The sequence below is a fragment of the Bradyrhizobium sp. ISRA442 genome (assembly GCF_038085055.1).
Classification (GTDB): Bacteria; Pseudomonadota; Alphaproteobacteria; order Rhizobiales; family Xanthobacteraceae; genus Bradyrhizobium.
This window is the reverse complement of sequence record NZ_JALGCN010000003.1, coordinates 414,225-432,214: the sequence shown is the minus strand read 5'-3', so window position 1 is coordinate 432,214 and position 17,990 is coordinate 414,225. Positions and strand designations below refer to the sequence as shown.

The window sequence follows — 17,990 nt, the reverse complement described above, 5'->3', positions numbered from 1 at the left end:
AGGCCAGGCACGTTCGCACCACGAACGTGCGGGGAAGGCTGGCCCCACAATGGACACCTGCCGTGTTGGAAAAGGATCCGGCGCATCAAGAATAAGGATTGATCAGCTTCTGCTGCTCCGCACTGTGCTGCACCAGCATGTCGATGAAGGTCCTGACCTTCGCGGACAGATGATGCCGGTGCGGGTAGACCGCATTCATTGACATCTCGACCGGCCGGTATTCGGGCAACAGCCGAACCAGATGGCCGGCTTCGAGATCGTCGCGAACGAGGAAGCCGGCCATCAGGCAGACGGCGCCGCCTTCCAGCGCCACTTTCCGCAACGCCTCGCCGCTGTTGGTGACGAAGCTGCCGGAGATGCGCACCGATGTCGGCGTTCCCTTGCGATCGAAGAAGCGCCAGTCGTCGCCAAAGGGGTAATTCAGATGACGACCGCAATTATGCGCGGTGAGCTCATCGAGCTTCTGCACGCGACCATGCTTCTCGATATAGTCGTGCGAGCAGCACAGCACGTGACGCCAGGTGGCGAGGCTGCGGACGATCAGGCTCGAATCCGGCGGCGAGGTCATGCGCAGGGCAACGTCGTAGCCGTCCTCGATCAGATCGACCTCGGCCTCGCCCATGCGCAGATCGACCTTGATCTCCGGATAGGTGGACAGGAGCTTTGCCACCACCGGCGCGACGAACGGCACCATATGCGTGGCCGAGTGGATGCGCAGCGTGCCCCGTGGCACCGATTGCAACTCGCTCGCGATGTCGTCCGCCTGTTCAAGATCGGCGAGGATCTGCGTGGAGCGGTCGTAATAGGCCTTGCCGATTTCGGTCAGGCTCACCTTGCGCGTGGTGCGGTTGAGCAGCCTCACCCCGAGCCGATCCTCCAGTGCCTGCACATGGTTGCTCACCATGGTCGTCGACATGTTGAGCCGGCGGGCGGCGGCGGAAAAGCCGCCATTCTCGACCACCCGGACGAAGGCCGTGAGGCTGGTGAAGCGGTCCATCTCGTGAGGCTCCGATTATCCGCTATTGCTGGATAATGCTTCCAATCCTTCCGGGATTATCACAAGCACTAGGACAGCGCATCTTCACGCTCGACAGCAGCGCCCCTTCGGAACGGGACGTCTGGCGATCCGGAGGATGTCATGTCGAACGCTTCTTACGTTACTGAAACAAAAGACAAAATCAGCCTCCGCCCATCACGGCAAGCAATCAAGCGAGCAGCCCTCGCCTTGGCGCTGGTGCTTGGCGTCGCCGCGGCCGGCGACTTTGGCTACAGCTACCTGACCACCGGTCGCTACCTGGAATCCACCGATGACGCCTATGTGAAGGCCGATTCCACGATCATCGCGCCGAAAGTCTCGGGCTACATCGCCCAGGTCCTGGTCGGCGACAACGAGAAGGTCAGGGCGGGCCAGGTGCTGGCGAAGATCGACGACCGCGACTTCAAGGCCGCGCTCGAGCAGGCCCGCGCCGACGTCGCCGCCGCGGAAGCCTCCGTGCGCAACATCGATGCCCAGCTCGAATTGCAGCAGCCGATCATCGAGCAAAGCACGGCCGACGTTGGCGCCGCGGAAGCCAATCTGAAATTCGCGCAGGAGGAGCGCGCCCGCTATGACGACCTGATGAAGTCGGGCTCCGGCACGATCCAGCGCGCACAGCAGACCGATGCGGCGCTGCGCGCCAGCAACGCGCAATTGCAGCACGCGAAATCGGGCCTCTTGGCCGCACAGCGCAAGGTCGACGTGCTCACCACGCAGCGCGCCCAGGCCGCTGCCCAGCTCGACCGTGCCCGTGCAGTCGCCGAGCAGGCCTCGCTGAACCTGTCCTATACCGAGATCACCGCGCCGGTCGACGGCACGGTCGGCGCCCGATCGTTGCGCGTCGGCCAGTATGTGCAGGCCGGCACGCAGTTGATGGCGGTGGTGCCGCTCGATGCGGTCTACGTGGTCGCGAATTTCAAGGAGACGCAGCTCACCCATATGCGCCCGGGCCAGCCGGTCGAGCTGCACATCGACAGCTTCCGCAGCGAGGCTTTGCGCGGCCATGTCGACAGCCTGTCGCCGGCGAGCGGGCTCGAATTCGCGCTGCTGCCGCCCGACAATGCCACTGGCAATTTCACCAAGATCGTTCAGCGCGTGCCGGTGAAGATCGTACTCGATGACCACCGCCTGACAGGCCTGTTGCGGCCCGGCATGTCGGCGGTGCCGACGGTCAACACCAAGGCGACGGTGCTGGCCGAGCGCGACAGGGCCAAGCGCCTCGCTGACAACGCCGCACGCCCGAACGGAAGCTGAGGTCGTCCATAGCTTGCGGCAGGATTATCAAGTCCTGCCGGACGATCCTTCCAAGGCTTCCCCGATTATCGAAACGATCCGCCTAATGCATCCTGCCTCAGAGAAACCGAGACGAGGCTTCCATGAGCACGCTCCAACCCGCCCTCAACGCCGCATCGGCCGCCAGCATTCCCGCCTCGACCGCGCTCGCGACGCCCGCAGTCTCCGCAAAAACCTGGATCGCGGTGGTCGGCGCCACGCTCGGCGCCTTCATGGCGGTGCTGAACATCCAAATCGTCAACGCCTCGCTCGCCGACATCCAGGGCGCGATCGGCGCCGGCATCGACGATGGCGGCTGGATCTCGACCTCCTATTTGATCGCCGAGATCGTGGTGATCCCGCTCTCCGGCTGGCTCGCGCAAGTGTTCTCGATCCGCATCTATCTGCTGACCAACGCGGTCCTGTTCCTGACTCTGTCCGCGGCCTGCGCGCTGGCGCAGGACCTGCCGCAGATGATCGTGCTGCGCGCGGTGCAAGGTTTTACCGGCGGCGTGCTGATCCCGATGGCATTCACCCTGATCATCACGCTGTTGCCACGCGCCAAGCAGCCGGTCGGACTTGCGCTGTTCGCGCTCTCGGCGACATTCGCCCCCGCAATCGGCCCGACCATCGGCGGCTATCTCACCGAGAATTTCGGTTGGGAGTACATCTTCTACGTCAACCTCGTTCCCGGTGCGGTCATGGTCGGCATGCTCTGGTACGCCCTGGAAGCCAAGCCCATGAAGCTGTCACTCCTGCGCGACGGCGACTGGGCGGGCATCATCACCATGGCGATCGGGCTGTCCGCACTTCAGACCGTGCTCGAGGAAGGCAACAAGGACGACTGGTTCGGTTCGCCCTTCATCGTCAAGCTGTCCGTAATCGCGGCAGTCGCACTGACTGCTTTCCTGATCATCGAGCTCACGGTGAAGAAGCCGCTTTTGAACCTGCGCCTCCTGGTTCGCCGCAATTTCGGCTTCGGCATGCTCGCGAATTTCCTGCTCGGCATCGCGCTCTACGGCTCGGTCTTCATCCTGCCGCAATACCTGTCCCGCATTCAGGGCTACAATGCCGAGCAGATCGGCATGGTGCTGGCCTGGACCGGCCTGCCGCAGCTCGTGCTGATCCCGCTGGTGCCGCGTCTCATGCAGAGATTCGATGCGCGGATCATCATCGGCGTCGGCTTCGTGCTGTTCGCAGGCTCCAACTTCATGAACATCTACATGACCAGCGACTACGCGGCCGACCAGCTCCTGTGGCCCAACATCGTCCGTGCGATCGGTCAGGCGCTGGTGATGGCACCGCTGTCGGCGGTCGCGACCGCCGGCATCGAGCCGGAAAATGCCGGCTCAGCCTCCGGCCTGTTCAACATGATGCGCAATCTCGGCGGCGCCGTCGGCATCGCGCTGCTGCAGACCGTGCTGACCAAACGCGAACAGTATCACTCCAACGTGCTGATGCAGTCGGTCTCGGTGTTCGAGCAGGCGACCCGGACGCGGCTCGAGCAGCTCACGCAATATTTCGTCAATCACGGCGTCCTCGACCGCGCCGACGCGTCACATCGCGCCTTTGTCGCGATCGGTCATATCGTGCAGAAGCAGGCCTATATCCTCGCCTTCAGCGACACCTTCTATCTGCTCGGCATGGCATTGATCGTGGCCCTGGTCGCCGCCCTCTTCCTGAAGAAGCCCGGCCATATCTCGGCCGGGGAAGCCCACTAAGATCAACCCGAGAAGCAAGGAGAACGACTATGAAACCCCGCATGAATTTCTACCAGGCCGCACCCGATACGCTCAAGGCGCTGACGGCGCTGGAACAGCAGATCCAGTCGACCGGCCTCGAGAAATCGCTGATCGAGCTCGTCAAGATCCGAGCCTCGCAAATCAACGGCTGCGCGTTCTGCATCAACATGCACACCGAGGATGCGCGCAAGCGCGGCGAGACCGAGCAGCGCATTTATCTGCTCAACGCCTGGCGCGAATCCCCGCTCTATACCGATCGTGAGCGCGCCGCATTGGCCTGGACCGAGTCCGTGACGATGATCTCGGAAACGCACGCTCCCGACGACGTCTACGAGCAGGTACGCGCGCAATTCTCGGACGAGGAGACGGTCAACCTGACCATGCTGATCGCGACGATCAACGCCTGGAACAGGCTCGCGATCGCATTCCGCTCGGTGCATCCGGTGAAGGTGAAGGCGTCCGTGGCGTGACGATGCCACTGCCACACTCTCGACTGTCATACCCCGCGAAAGCGGGGCATCCAGTATTCCAGAGACGCCTGACGTCTCATGCACGGCCGCGGCGTACTGGATCGCCCGCCTTCGCGGGCGATGACAGCGGAGTGTGTGGCTGCGGCGACCGTCATCGCCGGTTAGCGACGCCCTCTTACACCGCCGTCGCCTTGGCGAACTCCACGTAGATCTCACGCAGTCGCGTCGCGATCGGGCCGGGCTTGCCGTCGCCGACCTTCTTGCCGTCGATCGCGACCACCGGCTGCACGAACAGCGAGGCCGAGGTGATGAAAGCCTCCTTGGCGGCGAGCGCTTCGGCGACCGTGAAGGCGCGCTCCTCGACGCGGAGCTGACGTTCTTCGGCGAGCGCGACCACGGCCTTGCGGGTGCAGCCCGGCAGGATCGCGTTGGAGTTCTGGCGGGTCACGATGACGTCGTCCTGGGTCAGGATGAACGCCGACGACGAGCCGCCCTCGGTGACGAAACCGTCTTCGAGCATCCAGGCTTCGCCGGCACCGGCTTCCGCCGCGGCCTGCTTCGCCAGCACCTGCGCGAGCAGCGCCACGCTCTTGATGTCGCGCCGCTCCCAGCGGATGTCGGGCACCGTGATCACGTTGATTCCAGTCTTGGCCGAGGACGCGCCGACGATGTCCTTCTCCGAGGTGAACATCACCAGGCTCGACTCCACGTCGCCCTTGGGGAACGCGAAGTCGCGGCCCTTGTCGGCGCCGCGCGTGACCTGGAGGTAGACGAGGCCGTTGGCAACCTTGTTGCGCGCCACGAGCTCTTTCTGGATCTCGGTGATGCGCTCGACCGTCACCGGCATCTTCAGCTTGATCTCGCCGACCGAACGCTCCAGCCGCGCCAGGTGCGAGGCATTGTCGACCAGCTTGCCGTCGAGCACGGCCGCGACCTCATAGATGCCGTCGGCAAAGAGGAAGCCGCGGTCGAGGATCGAGATCTTGGCGTCCGAAAGCGGGACGAATGAGCCGTTGACGTAGGCGATCGAGTCCAAGGCAGGTCTCCTGGCGGGAAATGGGGATTTCGCAGCTTCTATACGAGATTTGCTGATGCCACGAAACCCTCAACCCGTCATTCCACATTGCGCAATCGCGCAATGGGGCGACGCGAAGCGGCAAGCTCTGATGCGCAATTGCGCATCTGAGAATCCATAACCACCGCTCGGGGGTATGGATTCCGGGCCTGGCCCTTTCGGGCCATCCCCATTGCGCAAGCGCGCAATGTGGAATGACGATGGGAGTTAATGCGACAAAATCTTCGACAAGAACTTCTGCGCGCGGTCGCTGCGCGGCTTGCCGAAGAAGTCGTCCTTCGGCGCGTCCTCGACGATCTCGCCGCGGTCCATGAAGATCACGCGGTTGGCGACCTTGCGCGCAAAGCCCATCTCGTGGGTGACCACCATCATGGTCATGCCCTCGCGGGCGAGGTCGACCATGACGTCGAGCACCTCGCTGATCATCTCGGGATCGAGCGCCGAGGTCGGCTCGTCGAACAGCATGGCGATGGGATCCATCGCCAGCGCGCGTGCGATGGCGACGCGCTGCTGCTGGCCGCCGGAGAGCTGCGCCGGGAATTTCTGCGCATGCTCCTTCAAGCCGACGCGCTCCAGCAGCATCATGCCCTTGGTAACCGCCTTGTCATGCGCGCGGCCCAGCACCTTCTCCTGGGCGAGGCAGAGATTGTCGATGATCTTCAGGTGCGGGAACAGCTCGAAGTGCTGGAACACCATGCCGACGCGGGCGCGCAGCTTCGGCAGATCGGTCTTGGGGTCGTTGACCTTGGTGCCGTCAACGATGATGTCGCCCTTCTGGAACGGCTCTAGCGCGTTGACGCATTTGATCAGCGTGGACTTGCCCGAGCCCGAGGGGCCGCAGACCACCACCACCTCGCCCTTGGCGACGTGGGTTGTGCAATCCTTCAGCACCTGAAATGCGGCGCTGTACCATTTGTCGACGTGGCTGATCTGGATCATGACGGGCTCTAGCGGATGATGGCGATGCGCGATTGCAGGCGGCGGACGCCGAACGAGGCAACGCAGGAGATGGTGAAATAGACCAAGGCCGCGAACAGATACATCTCGACCAGACGGCCGTCACGCTGCGCGACCTTGCTGGCAGCACCGAGGAAATCCGGGATCGAGAGCACGTAGACCAGCGAGGTGTCCTGGAACAGCACGATGGTCTGGGTCAGGAGCACCGGCAGCATGTTGCGGAAGGCCTGCGGCAGCACGACGTAGCGCATGGTCTGAGCATAGGTCAGGCCGAGAGCGTTTGCCGCTGCCGGCTGGCCGCGCGAGATCGACTGGATGCCGGCACGCATGATCTCGGAGAAATACGCCGCCTCGAACATGATGAAGGTGATGAGAGAGGATGCGAACGCGCCTACGCTGATCGGGCGCGAGGCTCCGGTCAGCCACTGCCCGATATAAGGCACCAGGAAGTAGAACCAGAAGATGACCAGCACCAGCGGCAGCGAGCGCATGAAGTCGACATAGAGGCCGGCGATGCGTCCCAGGAGCTTGTAGCCGGACAGCCGCATCAGGGCGATCGCGGTACCAAAGATCAGGCCGCCGAGCGCGGAGAGCGCCGTCAGCGTCAGCGTGAACGTCATGCCCTCGTAGAACAGGTAGGGCAGTGAGCGGCGGATGACGTCGAAATCGAAACTGCCGAGCATCGCTATTTCCCCGTGATGTAGCCGGGGATCGCGACATAGCGCTCGAGGATGCGCATGGCGGTCACGACGACGGCGTTGACGAGGAGGTAGAGCATGGTCGCGGCGGTGAAGGCCTCGAATACCTGGAATGAGAACTCCTGCATCGAGCGCGCCTGTCCGGTCAGCTCGAGCAGGCCGATCGTGATCGCCACTGCGGTGTTCTTGATGGTGTTGAGGAACTCGGAGGTCAGCGGCGGCAGGATGATGCGGAACGCCATCGGCAGCAGCACATAGCGATAGCCCTGCACGGTGGTGAGACCCAAGGCGGTGGCCGCCTGCCGCTGCCCGCGCGGCAGCGAGCCGATGCCGGCCTGCAACTGCACGGCCACGCGCGCCGACATGAACAGGCCGACGCCGATCGAGGCGGTCCAGAACGGCGCGTTCGGCAATTGCTTCAGCCACAGACCGGCGGCCCTCGGCAGGATTTCCGGCAGCACGAAGAACCACAGGAAGAGCTGCACCAGCAGCGGCATGTTGCGGAAGAATTCGACGTAGGCAAAGCCGAACCAGTAGGCGCCCTTTGAGGGCAGCGTGCGCATCACGCCGACGATCGAGCCGGTGATCAGCGCGATGATCCAGGCCAGCACCGCGGTCTCGAGGGTCAGCACCAGTCCCGACAACAGCAAATCGAGATAAGTGCCGGTCCCCATCGGGTTCGGCTGGAAAAAGATTCCCCAGTTCCAGTTGTAGTTCACGTGTCCCCCGCGCGAGCGCGTCGATGATACGAACTGTTCAGGTCTTCGACCATTCTCCTCCAGAATGATCGAAGCTGATCCTCATCCTGAGGAGCGGCGTCGTCGCCGCGTCTCGAAGGATGAAGGCCACGGCTCGGGCCTCATGGTTCTCCAGGCGATGCGGAGCATCGTCCGCGAGACGCCGCTTCGCGGCTCCTCACCATGAGGGTTTCAGTCCCGTCGGGACATCTCCGCCGCCGAGCCGCTGCGGAGTCCCTCACCCGGATCGCATCTTACAACACGATCCGGCCTCTCCCCGCGAGCGGGGAGAGGCGAAAGTTGCGGCGCCGCTCATGCAATGATCGGGCCATTGCTCGGCGGCGGGCGAGCAATGCTTACTTATAGTCGTCCGGGTTCGGCGAGTCCGAGGGCTTTGCGAACTCGTGCTTCAGCTCGTCCGAAATCGGCGTGTTGAGGTTCAGGCCCTTCGGCGGGATCTTCTGCGTGAACCACTTGTCGTAGATCTTCTGGCCTTCGCCTGAGGTGTAGAGCGCCGCGGTCGCCGCATCGACCACCTTCTTGAAGGCCGTGTCGTCCTTGCGCAGCATGATGCCATAGGGCTCGGGCTTGGAGAACGCGTCCTTGGAGATCACGTAGTCGGATGGATTCTTCGAGCCGGCGACGAGGCTCGCGAGCAGGATGTCGTCCATCACGAAAGCGACGGCGCGGTCGGTCTCGACCATCAGGAAGGCTTCGGCGTGGTCCTTGGCCGGGATGATGTTGGCGCCGAGACTACGGGCGACATTGGCTTCGGTGAGCTGCTTGATGTTGGTGGTACCGGCGGTCGAGACCACCGTCTTGCCCTTGAGGTCGTCGATCGACTTCAGGCCGCTCGACTTCTTGAACACGTAGCGGCTGGCGGTGAGGAAATGGGTGTTGGTGAACCACACCTGCTTCTGGCGCTCGGCATTGTTGGTGGTGGAGCCGCATTCGAGGTCGATGGTGCCGTTGGCCATCAGCGGGATACGGGTCGCGGAGGTCACCGGGTTGAGCTTGACCTCGAGCTTGTCGAGCTTGAGCTCCTTCTTCACCGCGTCGACGATCTTGTAGCAGATGTCCATCGCAAACCCGATGGGCTTCTGGTTGTCGTCGAGATAGGAGAACGGGATCGAGGAGTCGCGGAAGCCGAGCGTGATGGCGCCGGTGTCCTTGATGTTCTTCAGCGTGCCGGTCAGCTCCTGGGCACTGGCCTGGCTGACGGCGAAGGTCGCGGCGAGGGCGAGGCCGATGCTACGGAAATGTCTCACTTTTCTTCCCCTTTCAGGATGATGCGGGCGGATGCAAGCACAAATCGGGCCGAAATAGAATGTAACTTTCGACTGGACCAGCGGCTCAGGTTAACGGCCGCGGCAATTCGCCGAGATCCCAGAACAGGCCGGCCATCACCGTCAAGGCCTCTTCGGTCAGCGGAAGCAGGATGTGCTCGTTGGGCGCATGCTGGGAGCAGCCGGGATAGGAGTGCGGCACCCAGATCGTCGGCAGGCCAAGTATCTCGGAAAACACGTCATTGGGCAACGACCCGCCAAAGTTCGGCAGTACGGCCGGCGCCTTGCCGGTGGTCTTCTCAACCGAGTCCGCCGCCCATTTGATCCAGGGGCTGTCGAAATCGGTGCGCGAGGCGGCAAAGCTCTGTGCCGCCCGCACCTCGACCATCGGAAAGCCCTTGGCGACCAGGTGGGCGCGGATGGCTTCGACCAGCCCATCGACCTTGGTGCCGACCACGAAACGCAGTTGCAGCACGGCGTTGGCATGGCCGGGGATGGCGTTCGCCGGCTTCTCGATATTGCCTGACGACATCGCCAGCACTTCGAGCGTATTCCAGGCATAGAGCCGTTCGGCGGGCGACAGCCCCTCCTCGCCCCAATTGTCCGCGAGCGCCGGCTCGTCCTCGGTCGGCACGACCTGCACGTCCGCAAGATAGCTGCGGATCTGGTTGGTCAGCCGCGGCGGCTTCAGGGCTTCGAGCTGGAGGCGGCCGTGACCATCGACCAGCGTGGAAATGGCGTTGACCAGAATGGTCGCGGGATTGGCGAGCACGCCGCCCCAATTGCCGGAATGGTGCCCGCCATCGCGCAAGTTGACGTCGAGATGGATGCGGATGCCGCCGCGGCAACCGAGGAACAACGTCGGCCGGTCGGCGGACAGGCGCGGCCCGTCGGAAGCCATGAAGAGGTCGGCCTTCAGGGCGTCGCGATTGGCATCGCAAACCTTGCCGAGGTCGGGTGAGCCGATCTCCTCGCCCATCTCGACGATGAACTTGGCGTTGAAGCCGAGCTTGCCACCACGGGCGTCGCGCACCGCGCGCAGCGCCGCCATGTTGATGCTGTGCTGGCCCTTGTTGTCGGCGGTGCCGCGGCCATAGACGCGCGCACCGGCCGTGGTGGTGCGCCAGGGATCGCGGTTGTCGCGCCACTCGCCTTCCATGCCGTCGACGACGTCGCCATGGCCATAGATCAGCACGGTCGGCACTGAGGCGCTCTCGTGATGCTCGGCAACGAGGAACGGCGCCTTGCCGCTCGGGGATTCCACCAGCCGGCTTTCGAAATCCAGCGCGGCGAACGCGGGCCGCATCTCCTGTTCCAGATAGGCGCACAGCTCGGCACCGCGCGCCGGATTCTGGCTCTCGGTCCGGTACGCGACACGGCGGTCGAGCTCGGTGAGGAACGCGCCGGACTGAATCTCGTTGCGGGCGCGGGCGATGGCGTCGGCTCTGGTCATGAACTTGCTTTTTTCGACGTTTGGAGGCGAAGGAGCCTAGCCGAGATCGGCAGGCGTTCGAAGTGGCGGGGCGTTGGGATCTGGTTGTGCGCTCTTGAGATTGGCTTGCCAAGGCAGGAGTGCTTTTCCGATTTTGGCCTTGCCAATGGCGGGACCATGCAAGAACTTCGCCAAATTCGCCCCGCATTGTTAGCATTCGAAGAGCGACAGGCAAAGGGCGCCGAGGGACAAAACGATGGCCAAGCAAATCCGGCTCAATGCATTCGCGATGAATTGCGTCGCACACCAATCGCCGGGCTTGTGGACCCATCCGCGCGACCGCACCGCCGAATATAATCGCCTGCCCTACTGGCTCGATCTCGCCCGGACATTGGAGCGCGGCCGGTTCGACGGGCTGTTCCTGGCCGACGTGCTCGGCGTCTACGACGTCTATGGCAACAGTCCGGACGCGGCTTTGCGCAATGCAGCACAGACGCCGTCGAACGAGCCGCTGCTGCTGCTGTCGGCGATGGCCGCGGTGACGAAAGATCTCGGCTTCGGCGTCACCAGCAACCTGTCCTTCGAGCCGCCCTACCCGTTCGCGCGGCGGATGTCGACGCTCGATCACCTCACCGAGGGACGGATCGGCTGGAACGTCGTCACCGGCTATCTCGACAGCGCCGCGCGCGGCGCCGGCAAGGACAAGCAGACCGGGCATGACGACCGCTACGACATCGCCGACGAATATATGGAGGTGGTCTATAAGCTCTGGGAAGGAAGCTGGGAGGACGACGCGGTGGTGCGCGACCGCACGCGCGGCATCTTCACCGATCCGGCTAAAGTTCATCGCGTCAACCACGAGGGCGCGAACTACCGCATCAACAACACCATCCATCTGAGCGAGCCGTCACCGCAGCGCACGCCGGTGTTGTACCAGGCCGGCACCTCGCCGCGCGGCCGGCAATTCGCAGCGCGCCACGCCGAATGCGTGTTCATGTCGGGACCCTCGGCAAAGGTGATAGGCCCTCGCGTCTCCGCGATCCGCCAGGAGGCTGCTGCGCTCGGCCGCAACCCGGCCGAGATCCTGATGTTCTCGATGATGACGATCATCCTCGGGCGGACGGAAGCCGAAGCAAAGGAGAAATACGCCGACTACCGCCGCCACATCAGCCCCGAAGGCGCGCTGGCGCTGATGTCGGGATGGACCGGCGTCGACTTCTCCGGCTACGACCTCGACCAGCAGGTGCGCCACGTCCAGAATGATGCCGGTCGCAGCGCGATGGACAACGTCACCCGCGCCGATCCCGACCGCGTCTGGACCGTACGCGACGTCATCGAGCATGTCGGCATCGGCGGCGCCGGTCCGGTCGTGGTCGGCACACCGGAGATGGTCGCGGACAAGATCGAGGAGTGGTTCGAGGCAACCGACGTCGACGGGCTCAACGTCGCCTTTGCGATTTCGCCCGGCGATTTCGAGGATATCGCCGACATGCTGGTTCCCGAGCTGACCAAGCGCGGAAGGTACAAGCCGGACTACGCCAAGGGCACGCTGCGGGAGAAGCTGTTCGGCGCCGGCCGAGCGCGGCTCGGCGCGCCACATCCGGCGGCGGGGTATCGGGTCGGAAAGAAGGGGTAGGACGCTTCTTTGCAAGGTGTTGTTTTGATTTTGCGGAGGTCGTCGGTTCGTTCGGTCAGCGCCGCAGATACAACTGCGTTCCCTCCCCCCTTGCGGGGGAGGGGGGCGCCACACGGCACACTCTCGCAGTGAGGCGGGCCTCATTCTCGTCGACGGCCACACTTTTTCCTGGGCTACTCCCCTCCCCCTCCCTGCCCTCCCCCGCAAGGGTCCGCAAGGGGGGAGGGAGCAGAGCGGAGTGCGCCGCGCCGCCTACACCTTCCCGTCCACCATCACCTCGATCAGTTTCGTCCCCGGCCGGTTGAACGCGGATGACAGCGTCGCCTTCAGCTCGCGGGGATCGCTCACCTTGATCGCCTCGCAGCCCAGCGACCTGGCGATCCCTGCGAAATCCACCGGCGGGTCGACGAAATCCATGCCGACGTAATTGTCGTCGCCATGGAAGGCGAGCAGGCGCTGCTTGATGATGCGGTAGCCGCCATTGTTGGCGATGACGACTGATAGCGGCAGCTCGTGGTGCGCGGCGGTCCACAGCGACTGGATCGAATACATCGCGCTGCCGTCGCCGGAAAAGCACACGACGGGGCGATCCGGATTGGCGAGGCTGACGCCGACGGAAGCCGGCAGGCCCCAGCCGATGCCGCCGGAGGCAAGACCGTGATAGCCGTAGCGGTCGCGATGCGGATGCAGGTTCGTGATCTGGCGTCCGGAGGTGAGCCCTTCGTCGACGAGGATCGCATGCTCAGGCATGGCCTCGACCATTTGCAGCACCATCCAGTCCGGATCGATCGGCGTGCGGCCGGCGCTCTTGCCGATCTGCTCGACCAGCGCGGGGCGCCGCGCGGTCCAGTTCTTCGGCACGAGTTCGGCGAGACGCTGCTTGGCGCGCTGCGCCAGCGCAGCACCGCCCATCTCTTTCAGCACGGGGATCAGCGCGTGCAGGGTCTCCTTCAAATCTGCCTTCAGAGCGATCTCCGCGCCGTAGTTCTTGGCGATCTCCCGGTCGACGAGGCCGATCTGCACGATGCCGAGGCCGTCCGGCAGCGCATCGACCTCGCTATAGACCGACATCCGCAGGGGATCGCCGCCGAGCGCGATCAGGAGATCGTAGGGCGCGAGCGTATCACGCGCGACCTTCTGCACGCGTGCCAGCGTGCCCATGAAGCTCGGGCTCTCCGAGAGGAAATGCGCGCCATAGGGCGTGGAGGACTGATAGGCGGCAGCTCCCAGCAGCTCGGCGAGTTCGGCGGCTTCCTTGAGCGCGTCGCTCTTGACCACCTCGTCCATGGTCACGACCACCGGGCGCTCGGCCTTGAGCAGCCGCGCGGCGAAGGCCCTGAGCGCCTCGTCGGACGGCTTGGTGCGGGCATCGATGCGGGTGGAGCGGCCGAGATCGATGCCGGCCTCGCTGTTCAGGATGTCGCCCGGCAACGAGATGAACACCGGCCCGGTCGGCGGCGTGGTCGCGATCTTGGCGGCGCGGCGCACGATGCGCGGCAGGTCCTCCAGCCGCGTCACTTCCACCGCCCATTTCACCAGCGGCTCGGCCATCCGCACCAGCGGGCCATACAGCACCGGTTCCATCAGGCCATGCCCTTGCTCCTGCTGGCCGGCGGTGAGGATCATCGGCGTGCCCGTGAACTGGGCGTTGTAGAGCGAGCCCATCGCATTGCCGAGACCGGGCGCGACATGGACATTGCAGGCCACGAGTTTTCCGGAGGCGCGGCTGTAGCCGTCGGCGATCGCGACCACCAGGCTCTCCTGCATCGCCATCACATAGGTGAGGTCAGGATGGTCCTTCAGCGCATGCATGATCGGCAGCTCGGTGGTGCCGGGATTGCCGAACAGATGGGTGATGCCCTCGTCCTTGAGCAGCGCGAGAAAGGCGGAACGGCCGGTGATCTTGTTCTTCATGTTTCCTCCAGGCCTCGCGGACGTTGCCGCAAGGACAGGCGGCATGATGGCCGAAGTGCGGGGATGCGCGCAATGGAGCGCGTTCATGGCTGCGTTGCGTACGAGCGGAGAGCGACATGGCTACATTTCCTCGCGCCCCAGTTCGAACGGATCCTCGCCGCGTGCGCGCTTCTTCTTTTTCGAGCGCTGCCACACCACGCCGGGAAATCCCTTCAAGGGCACCAGCGGTTCGCCGGTGTAGGCCCATTCCTGCAGCTCTTCGATGGCAATGTGATAGAGCGGCTGGCGGCCCGTGCGTTCCTTGAACAGCGCGCGCGGAATGTTGATCATGTGCGGTCCGCGCGGACGTTCATAGGTGATCGGCGTGCCGCAGTTGGAGCAGAAGCTGCGCGTGGTCTTGCTCGCTCTGTCCTCGTAGCGGGTCAGCGCCGTTTTTCCAGACGTGACGCGAAACCGCTTCTTCCAGCTCCCGACATAGGTGGCGTAAGCCGCCCCGTGGGCGCGGCGGCTGGCGGCGGAGTGATCGTGCCAGGCCCAGCGCGCGGGAACGTCGATCTCGAAGGTGACCTTGCCGCAGAGGCATTGCCCGGTGGCGATCCCTGCAGCGACTGCGGCTTTTGCCATGGTGTTTCCTCAATCGTCATTGCGAGCGCAGCGAAGCAATCCAGAATCTTTCCGCGGGCACATTTCTGGATTGCTTCGCTGCGCTCCCAATGACGGAATTCTTGTTGCGGTCGGAGCGACACAATAATCGCGCAGCCCGGATGAAGCGAAGCGCAATCCGGGAGCCGACACGCCTGAACAGGACCGGATTTCGCTGCGCTCCAGCCGGCTATGATGGCTGCAGCGACCTTACGCCGGGGTCAGTTCGTCATACACCGGATAGTCCGTGTAGCCCTTCTCCTCACCGCCGTAGAACGTCGCGCGATTGTAGGGCGTGATCGGATAATCATGCTGCAGGCGGCGCGGCAGGTCGGGGTTGGAGATGAAGATGCGGCCGAAGGCGATGGCATCCGCGTGGCCATCGGCGATCGCTGCATTCGCGGTCTCGCCCGTGAAGCCGCCGGCGGTGATCAGCACGCCGCTATAGAGCGGGCGGAACAGCACCATCGCCGACGGCACGTTCTGCCAGTTGACCTCGGCGCGGCCTGAGCCGCTCGAGCGCGGCTCGATGAAGTGCAGATAGGCAAGGCCAAGCTTGTCGAGCGCCTTCACCACATGCGTGTAGAGCGGCATCGGATCGGGCTCACCGGAATCGTTGGCGATGCCGTAAGGTGACAGCCGCACGCCGATGCGGTTCGCGCCCCAGACGTCGATCGCGGCCTGCGTGACCTCCAGCAGCAGCCGCGCACGGTTCTCGATCGAACCGCCATATTGGTCGGTGCGCTGGTTGCTGCGCGACTGCAAAAACTGCTCGAGCAGATAGCCGTTGGCGCCGTGGATCTCGACGCCGTCGAAGCCCGCGGCGAGCGCGTTCTTAGCGGCCTGGCGGAATGCCTTGACGATGTCATTGACCTCGTCCGTCTCCAGCGCGCGCGGCGTCTCGTACTCGGAGACCTTGCCGTCGGCCGTCATCGCCCTCATGCCCTCGGCGCGGATCGGGATCGCGGACGGCGCCACCGGCAGCGCACCGCCATGGAAGGAAGAGTGCGAAACGCGGCCGACATGCCAGAGCTGAAGGAAGATGACGCCGCCCTTGGCGTGCACGGCATCGACCACCTTACGCCAGCCGGATACTTGCGCCTCCGAATAGATGCCGGGCGTGGCAGGATTGCCGCGGCCGTTCGACTGCACCGGCGAAGCCTCGGCGATGATCAGGCCGCCTTGCGTCGCGCGCTGGCCGTAATACTCGGCATTGAGCGGACGCGGCGCGAAGCTCTCGCGCTCCGCCCGCATGCGCGTCAACGGCGCCATCGCGACGCGATGCGCAAGCTTGTACGGACCGACCTGCAACGGTTTGAACAACGCCGGAGATTTCATGTCTGCCCCAAATGGCTACGGAAGGATGCGGATCATATAAGAGGGGCGGCTACCGAAAAAGGCACCGCCCCTGCTAGGCAATATTCCTTCCCGCGAAACGCGGAAGGAAATGCGAGTATTACGCCGTCTTGATCCAGACGGCCTTCACGTTGAGATATTCCTCGACGTGCTGCTTGCCGGACTCGCGGCCGTAGCCGCTCATCTTGTAGCCGCCGAAGGGCACGGCCGGGTCCATCGCCTGGTAGCAGTTCACCCAGACCGAACCCGCGCGCAACGACTTCGCGACCGCATGCGCCTTGCTGACGTCGCGCGTCCACAGGCCCGAGCCGAGGCCGAACGTGGTGGCGTTGGCGCGCTTGACCAGTTCGTCCATGTCCTTGAAGGCGATCGCGGAGATGACGGGACCGAAGATCTCCTCCTGCGCGATGCGCATGTTGTCCTGGACGCCCGCGAACACCGTCGGCGAGACGAAGAAGCCCTTGGCCAGCGGGCCTTCGGTGACGCGGCCGCCGCCGGCGAGCGCGCGCGCACCTTCCTTTTGGCCGATGTCGAGATAGCCGGTGACGCGCTCGAGCTGCTGCTCGGAGACGAGCGGGCCGATCTGCACATTGGGATCGAGACCGTTGCCGACCTGCAGCTTCTTGCCGAACTCGGCGACGCGGCCGACGAACTCCTCGTAGATCGACTGCTCGACGAACAGACGCGTGCCGGCGCTGCAGATCTGCCCCGAATTGGCGAACACCGCCATCGCCGCGCCCGGCACGGCGGCATCGAGATCGGCATCGGCGAACACGATGTCCGGCGACTTGCCGCCGAGCTCGAGCGAGACGCGCTTGAGGTTGCCGGCCGAAGCGCGGATGATCGACTGGCCGGTGACGTGCGAGCCGGTGAAGGCGACCTTGTCGACATCGTGATGCGAGGCGAGTGCGGCGCCGGCGGTCTCGCCATAGCCGGGAACGACGTTGATGACGCCGGGCGGCACGCCCGCTTCCATCGCGAGCTCGGCGATGCGCAGCGAGGTCAGCGGCGCTTCTTCGGCGGGCTTGAGCACCACGGTGCAGCCGGTCGCGATCGCCGGGCCGATCTTCCAGATCGTCGCGGTCAGCGGGCCGTTCCAGGGAATGATGGCGCCGACGACGCCGACCGGCTCCTTCAGCGTGTAGGAGAAGATCTCGCCGGGCAGCGAGTTCTCGATGGTCTCGCCGTGGATCGCGGTGGTCTGGCCCGCATAGTAGCGCAGCATGCCGATGGCGCGCAGCCGGTAGGCGCGGGTGCGGCTGACGGGCGCGCCCATGTCGAGCGTGTCGAGCTGCGACAATTCGTCAAAATTCTTCTCGACGAGGTCGGCGAGTTTGAGCAGCAGGTTCTGCCGCTCGAACGGCTTGATCTTGCTCCAGGGACCTTCGAAGGCGCGGCGGGCAGCGGCGACCGCACGATCGATGTCTTCCTCATCGCCCTCGGCGACGGTTGCGAGCAGCTCGCCGGTGGCAGGGTTGCGCGTCTCGAAGCGCTTGCCGGAAGCAGCATCCACCCACTCCCCGTCGATCAGCATCTGCTTGTAGGACCCGTTGGCGAACGGATGGCGCGTGATCGGAATAGCCTGCGACACAGCCATGGCTGCACTCCCTGTGAGGTAATTGATTGGCTCGATCTGGGCGGGATCGTTAGGTCGGAAAGATTACAGCGGTGCGGATTGGGCGTAAAGTCGGCGTGGAACGAAGACCTCCCATGCCCAGTTGAGCAGGGTCGCGAGAC

The 17,990-nt window shown here is 64.3% G+C and carries 15 protein-coding genes; 4 read left to right on the top strand and 11 right to left on the bottom strand.

Annotated elements, in window-relative coordinates:
* Positions 1-85 precede the first annotated feature (85 nt).
* Positions 86-997, bottom strand: coding sequence for a LysR family transcriptional regulator (locus tag MTR72_RS08310; protein WP_280968347.1), 912 nt, complete (start codon positions 995-997; stop codon positions 86-88).
* Positions 998-1,138: 141 nt separating this feature from the next.
* Here MTR72_RS08310 and MTR72_RS08305 point away from each other — a divergent pair, with 141 nt between their 5' ends.
* From MTR72_RS08305 to MTR72_RS08295, 3 genes are all read left to right on the top strand, one after another.
* Entirely contained in the window at positions 1,139-2,290 is a 1,152-nt protein-coding gene (locus MTR72_RS08305) for an HlyD family secretion protein (RefSeq protein WP_280968346.1), read from the top strand.
* A gap of 122 nt (positions 2,291-2,412) precedes the next feature.
* The gene (locus MTR72_RS08300; protein ID WP_280968345.1) at positions 2,413-4,029 is read left to right on the top strand and encodes an MDR family MFS transporter; all 1,617 of its coding nucleotides are present in this window, start codon (positions 2,413-2,415) and stop codon (positions 4,027-4,029) included.
* Between the two features lie 29 nt (positions 4,030-4,058).
* Entirely contained in the window at positions 4,059-4,520 is a 462-nt protein-coding gene (locus MTR72_RS08295; protein WP_280968344.1) for a carboxymuconolactone decarboxylase family protein, read from the top strand.
* Positions 4,521-4,695: 175 nt separating this feature from the next.
* Here MTR72_RS08295 and MTR72_RS08290 read toward each other — a convergent pair whose 3' ends face one another.
* From MTR72_RS08290 to MTR72_RS08265, 6 genes are all read right to left on the bottom strand, one after another.
* On the bottom strand, positions 4,696-5,556 hold the full coding sequence (locus MTR72_RS08290; protein ID WP_280968343.1) for a D-amino-acid transaminase: 861 nt from the start codon (positions 5,554-5,556) through the stop codon (positions 4,696-4,698).
* A 246-nt stretch (positions 5,557-5,802) separates the two neighbouring features.
* Entirely contained in the window at positions 5,803-6,534 is a 732-nt protein-coding gene (locus MTR72_RS08285) for an amino acid ABC transporter ATP-binding protein (RefSeq protein ID WP_280968342.1), read from the bottom strand.
* An 8-nt stretch (positions 6,535-6,542) separates the two neighbouring features.
* Positions 6,543-7,235 carry an amino acid ABC transporter permease gene (locus tag MTR72_RS08280; RefSeq protein WP_280968341.1) on the bottom strand — a complete coding sequence of 231 codons (693 nt, stop codon included), beginning with the start codon at positions 7,233-7,235 and terminating at the stop codon, positions 6,543-6,545.
* A gap of 2 nt (positions 7,236-7,237) precedes the next feature.
* On the bottom strand, positions 7,238-7,969 hold the full coding sequence (locus MTR72_RS08275; protein WP_280968340.1) for an amino acid ABC transporter permease: 732 nt from the start codon (positions 7,967-7,969) through the stop codon (positions 7,238-7,240).
* Positions 7,970-8,343: 374 nt separating this feature from the next.
* On the bottom strand, positions 8,344-9,255 hold the full coding sequence (locus MTR72_RS08270; RefSeq protein ID WP_280968339.1) for an amino acid ABC transporter substrate-binding protein: 912 nt from the start codon (positions 9,253-9,255) through the stop codon (positions 8,344-8,346).
* Between the two features lie 85 nt (positions 9,256-9,340).
* Complete coding sequence (locus MTR72_RS08265) at positions 9,341-10,726, bottom strand: M20 family metallopeptidase (protein WP_280968338.1); 1,386 nt, start codon at positions 10,724-10,726, stop codon at positions 9,341-9,343.
* A 235-nt stretch (positions 10,727-10,961) separates the two neighbouring features.
* Between MTR72_RS08265 and MTR72_RS08260 the strand changes: the two genes are divergently transcribed.
* On the top strand, positions 10,962-12,341 hold the full coding sequence (locus MTR72_RS08260) for an LLM class flavin-dependent oxidoreductase (RefSeq protein WP_280968337.1): 1,380 nt from the start codon (positions 10,962-10,964) through the stop codon (positions 12,339-12,341).
* A gap of 252 nt (positions 12,342-12,593) precedes the next feature.
* On the opposite strand, the gene MTR72_RS08255 is transcribed toward MTR72_RS08260, so the two are convergent.
* From MTR72_RS08255 to MTR72_RS08240, 4 genes are all read right to left on the bottom strand, one after another.
* Positions 12,594-14,255, bottom strand: coding sequence for a thiamine pyrophosphate-binding protein (locus MTR72_RS08255; protein WP_280968336.1), 1,662 nt, complete (start codon positions 14,253-14,255; stop codon positions 12,594-12,596).
* A 120-nt stretch (positions 14,256-14,375) separates the two neighbouring features.
* Positions 14,376-14,879 carry a GFA family protein gene (locus tag MTR72_RS08250; RefSeq protein ID WP_280968335.1) on the bottom strand — a complete coding sequence of 168 codons (504 nt, stop codon included), beginning with the start codon at positions 14,877-14,879 and terminating at the stop codon, positions 14,376-14,378.
* Between the two features lie 228 nt (positions 14,880-15,107).
* Entirely contained in the window at positions 15,108-16,235 is a 1,128-nt protein-coding gene (locus tag MTR72_RS08245; RefSeq protein ID WP_280968334.1) for an alkene reductase, read from the bottom strand.
* Between the two features lie 118 nt (positions 16,236-16,353).
* Entirely contained in the window at positions 16,354-17,850 is a 1,497-nt protein-coding gene (locus tag MTR72_RS08240) for an aldehyde dehydrogenase family protein (RefSeq protein ID WP_341510293.1), read from the bottom strand.
* Positions 17,851-17,990: the final 140 nt, after the last annotated feature.